General features: G+C 75.5%; 3 protein-coding genes. All 3 read right to left on the bottom strand.

Annotated features, from left to right (window positions below):
- Window positions 1–41 precede the first annotated feature (41 nt).
- The 3 genes from RH94_RS26925 to RH94_RS26915 all read right to left on the bottom strand — a co-directional run bounded on the left by RH94_RS26925 (window position 42) and on the right by RH94_RS26915 (window position 4,195).
- Window positions 42–2,675 carry a vWA domain-containing protein gene (locus RH94_RS26925; RefSeq protein ID WP_073950756.1) on the bottom strand — a complete coding sequence of 878 codons (2,634 nt, stop codon included), beginning with the start codon at window positions 2,673–2,675 and terminating at the stop codon, window positions 42–44.
- A gap of 4 nt (window positions 2,676–2,679) precedes the next feature.
- Entirely contained in the window at window positions 2,680–3,042 is a 363-nt protein-coding gene (locus RH94_RS26920; RefSeq protein ID WP_073950754.1) for an effector-associated constant component EACC1, read from the bottom strand.
- Window positions 3,043–3,133: 91 nt separating this feature from the next.
- Window positions 3,134–4,195 (bottom strand): hypothetical protein, encoded by a 1,062-nt coding sequence (locus RH94_RS26915; protein WP_073950752.1) that lies wholly within the window; start codon window positions 4,193–4,195, stop codon window positions 3,134–3,136.
- Window positions 4,196–4,578 lie beyond the last annotated feature (383 nt).

Here is a 4,578-nt window from a genome sequence, read left to right as displayed (position 1 = left end):
CACCAGCCGCCATACGAGCGGTGCCGCCGGTCGTCGGGCCATCACTCCTCCTCCGTCCCCACCCGCGCGATCTCCTCGCGCAGGCCCCTGCCGGGGTTGTCGCCCGCGTCCAGGCAGCGGCCACCGCTCGCCTCGGCGATCCGGGCGTCCGCGCGGCCCCGGTCGCAGGAGCCGCTGACCAGCGAGACCATGACCACCGGCACCTTCACCCGCCCCGCCCGGGCCAGCACCTCCTCCAGGTTCCCGCCGGTCAGCCGGTTGTTGTCCTCGTCGTCGGTGATGTAGACGATCAGTCGCGGCCGTTCGTCGTCGGTGCCGCGGCGGTCCATGTACTCGAGCGCGGCGAGCAGGGCCGCGTGCGGGTCGGCCTCGGCGTCCCGCACCCGCGCCCCGGCGTCGAGAACCCGCTCGGCCTCGGCGCGGCGGTGGTGCTCGAAGGGCAGCAGGGCCTCGTACCCGCGGTCACCGGCCGTGTCGTACACCGCCCACACCCCGTACTCGTCCCGCGGGCCGAGCTCGCTCAGGGACTGCCGCAGGATGCCGGGGCCGCCACTGGGCCCGGGCCATTTCCCGTGCATCGAGCCGGAGCTGTCGAGGAGGTACAGGACCCGGCCGGGACCGCGGGAGTTGCGGTACCCCTCGAGCGCCGTCTCCATCGCCGCCTGCTCGGCACGGCCCGGCAGCGGACTGGGCAGGCGCAGCACGCCCGCGCCGACGTGCTGGTCGTCGAGCAGCGGGTGGCCGGGGCTCGTCGCGTGCCGGAAGCCCGCCGCGCCGAACGCGGCCCGGCCCCCCTCGCCGGTCAGCCAGGCGCGGAACCGCTTGGCCGCGTCGTCGCGCGCCTCCGCGTCCCGGTCGCCGTCCTCCCAGCGGACCCGTACGAAGGTGGGCGTCAGCGCCGGTACGTCGTCGGGGTACTCGGCGGTGCGCCGCACCCGTATGCGCCGGGCGCAGTCCACCCCGCTCCTGAGCAGGAACTCCGGGACCAGCGCGGCGGTGCGGCGGTCCGCGGCGCGGTCGGCCGGCAGGGCGCAGAGCAGCTCGGCGGCCGTCGGCGGGGGCGGCCCGGTGGAACGTACGCCCTGCTCGGCGTTACGCGGGGCGGCGGTGCCGCCGCCGTACAGGCCGATGGTCGCCAGCAGCGCGGAGTCGGTGAGCTCGGGGTCGGGGCGCAGCACGCGGGCGTTCCGGTCCCGCCGGCTCAGATCCGCGGTCAGCCGGGACAGCGGAAGCCCGACGCGCTCGTCCAGGCCGTCCCCCGCGAGGTCCTGCGGGACGGCCAGCACGACCGGGGAGTACGCGAACGGCTCGGGGTCCGGGTCGAACACGACGGAGCGGAGGTCGGTCTGACCGGTGACGGCCCGGGCCACGTCGGCGCCCGAGGCGGGGATCCAGACGTCCGGCTGCGGCCCGACGTCCCGCTGCGGGTTGGTGTCGGTGTCCCCCCTGAGAGGATCCTGCCAGGCGTCGGCCTGCCGGCGCAGCGCGGTGATCACACTGCTCGCGCCCGCGCTGTAGACGGTGATGCCGGTACGGCGGCAGCCGTGCCCGGTGGTGTTGGCGTCCGAGACGAGATAGGCGTCCGCGGCGGCGCGGACCGTCGGTTCCAGTTCGGGGTCGGTCAGCAGGCGCAGTTCGAGCGGCGGCGCGCAGGAGCGGCCGTCGCCGGAGCCGATGAGCGCGTGACCGCCGAGCTCGAGGCCGGCGAGCGCGAGCGCGAGCACCAGCAGCGCGCCCACCGTGACTCGGACCCGTCCGCGCAACCCGCCGAACCAGCGGACGACGGCACCGGCCCGGCCCCGGAGCCGGGCGAGGCCGGCGGTCAGGGCCCGTGACAAGAGGTGCGGGCGCGGACCTTTGGGTCCGCCCCCCGGCACGGACCCACCGGACCCGTCCGTCGGCCCGGGGGACGGCGCCGGCTCTCCCTCCCGGGCCACCCCCAGTAGCACGTCCGTGTCCGGCTCACCGGCGAACTGGGGCTCCCACGGGTCCCCGAGCGTGGTGGCGCGGTGCGCCCTGGCCATCGCCCCGCGCACCTGCTTGAAGAGATCCAGAAGAGACGACTCCCCGTCCGAGTCGAGGAGTCGTACGAGTTCTTCGGTGAACGGGGTCTCTCTCTCGCCGTCGCCGGAGTCGATGAGCCGGTTGGCCTGCACGCTCATCAGCAGCAGGATCCCCTGCCGGCGGTCGGTGAAGTCGTGCCACACCTTGGCGGCGTTGCCCGCGTAGCAGCAGTCGAGGATCACCACGATCCGCTCGGCGGGGCTCCCGGCGAGCACGGTGAGCATCCCGGTGAACGCCTCCGCGCCCGGGAACACCGCTTGGCCGCCCGCGACCACGCGCGCGTTGCGCATCTGCAGGAACAGCTCGTTGCCCGCGCTCGGCACGGCACCGTGCCCCGCGAAATAGCACAGCAGCAGCCCCTCCGCCCGGTGGGCGGCGGTGCGCAGCTCCTCGCTGAACTCGTCCAGGGAGGGCGAGGAGCGGACGGTGATCCCGTCCTCGCCGAACAGCCCGCCCCGGCGCAGGACGTCCTCCAGCCGCTCCAGGTTGTGCCGGACGGCGGGCAGATCGCCGGGGACGCCGTCCGGCTCGGCCGGTTTCTTGTGGTCGTACTCCGAGACACCGACCAGCAGGGCCCGGTTCACCCGCCCACGCGGGTCGAAGCGGTCCACGGGGCTATCCCTCGTCGCGACGCACCGGGTCGACGCGGGGTTCGGGCGGGTCGCCGGACTCCACCCGGCGGCGGTTCTCCAGCCAGGCCTCCACCGCCCGTCTGGTCTGTGCCACCAGCTCCTTGGAGACGGCATCGGCGCCCGCGCCGATCAGAACCAGCAGGATCTCCATGCCGACGCCCATGTGACCGGGCGGCCCGTCCGAGCGCGGCTGCTCGACGATCCGCAGCCGCCCGTCGCGGACGAGTTCCTCCAGCGGTCTCTCCCGCTCCAGCCACGCCTTCAGCGCGCCGACGTCCTTGCTGTTCGCATTTCCGTCCAGCCGGACCCGGATGCTGCGGCCGGCCACGCCCTCCCCCTCAGCCATAACTCGCCATTCTGGCACCACGACCGGCTCCCACGGGAGGGTTCGTACCGAATACGCGCACCATCTTTTCCGGACACCGCGCTCCGTACCGTCAGCCCTGCGTCTGCAACTGCCACAGCTGCTGCCGCACATGGTCCAGCGCACCCTCGCGCCGACCGGGCACCCGACCGCGCAACTCCGCGAGCGCCGGCCCGAGTTCGCGGGCCCGCCCGGGGTCGCGGATCCGCCCCCACTGGTGGTGCGCCCGGTCGACGGCGGCCTCGACCGCCGGGGCGTCGGCGGTCTGCCCCATGGCCAGACGGGTGGCGGCCACGGTCAGCCAGGCCCGGCAGCTGCGGGCGGCGTCACCGGCGAACATCGCCAGGTCCGCGCGGACCTCGGCCCAGTGCAGCGCGTCCTCGGAGGCGGCCCCGTGCGCGCGGACGGCGGCCTGCTCCCAGCGGGCGGCGAGCGCGTCGGCGTCGCCGTGCCGCCCGGCCTCCACACAGGCGGCGATGGCGGCGTGCGGGTCGGCCGGCGCCGGCCGGGGAGCGGTGAGCACGAGTCCGGGCCCGCCGCCCTCGTCGGCCAGCCGCGTCAGCGCCTGCTCGTGCAGCTCCGGGAGGGACGGCCGGCGCCCGCTGCGCAGGATCGTCGCCACCGCCCTCATGTACGCCGGTACCGCCACCGTGCGCCGGGCGGGCGGCGGCGCGAGGCGGCCGTACACGGCGATGTTGCGGCCCGGGTCCAGGGGGCGCCGCCGCAGCAGTTCCCAGCTCTCCGCGTCCGCGTGCAGATCGGCCACGACCGTGGTCGTGCCGTCCGGGCGCAGCCGCAGCTCCTCGCGCAGCCAGTGCCAGGGCAGCGCCGTGTAGCGGACGGTCGCCGGGGTGGTGCGGGCCAGCGCCAGGTGGGGCAGGCGCTGGCGGCGGTCCAGCTGGAGCTGGCCGGTGACGAACACGGTCAGCGGGCCGGGGGCCGCCGCGGCGGCGCGCAGCCGGGTGAGCACGGCCTGCGGTTCGAGCGGGTCGGCGAGTTCGACGACGGTCGCGGTGTCCGTGCCGGACAGCACCGAGGGCGGTACGGCGGCCAGCACGGGCAGCACGGACGCCGCGTCCACCAGGCGCCCCCTGCCCACGGGCGCGGCCGCGAGCAGCAGCACGGTTCCGGGCATCGTCCCCCCGCGTCGGTGATCCGGTCGGTCGCCTGCGTCAGGCCTGAGCACACGGTAACGGCTCCACCGACTTGCCAGGGCCCCTTCCCAGGTGTGCTCTGGTAGGCGGGGGCGAGGAGAGAGAGGAGCGCTCTCATGGTTCACGCGGCACCCGTGCACGGCCGCACCCCTCGCGGCAGCACTCGCAGGCCCGACCTGTTCGGCCCACGCGCCCACGCCGTCGGCCGGTGGGCGGTGCCCTTCGCGCTGGGACTGATCTACGGCTTCTGGGCGGCGGAGATCCGGCGCAGCGGCGGACCGGTCACGGCCGGGAACCTCGTGTTCGCCGGCGTGACCGTCATCGTGTTCACGGTGGTGCTGGCGGGTGTCCTGACGCTCGGCCC

It is taken from the genome of Streptomyces kebangsaanensis (assembly GCF_001906585.1).
GTDB classification, from domain to species: Bacteria; Actinomycetota; Actinomycetes; order Streptomycetales; family Streptomycetaceae; genus Streptomyces; species Streptomyces kebangsaanensis.
Note: the sequence above shows the minus strand (reverse complement) of the source record. Positions and strands in the feature narration are given on the sequence as shown.

What these genes read in the sequence shown, in the direction of transcription:
- RH94_RS26920 (WP_073950754.1), bottom strand. Translation starts at nt 3,042, where the DNA reads ATGGCTGAGGGGGAGGGCGTGGCCGGCCGCAGCATCCGGGTCCGGCTG.
- RH94_RS26915 (WP_073950752.1), bottom strand. Translation starts at nt 4,195, where the DNA reads ATGCCCGGAACCGTGCTGCTGCTCGCGGCCGCGCCCGTGGGCAGGGGG.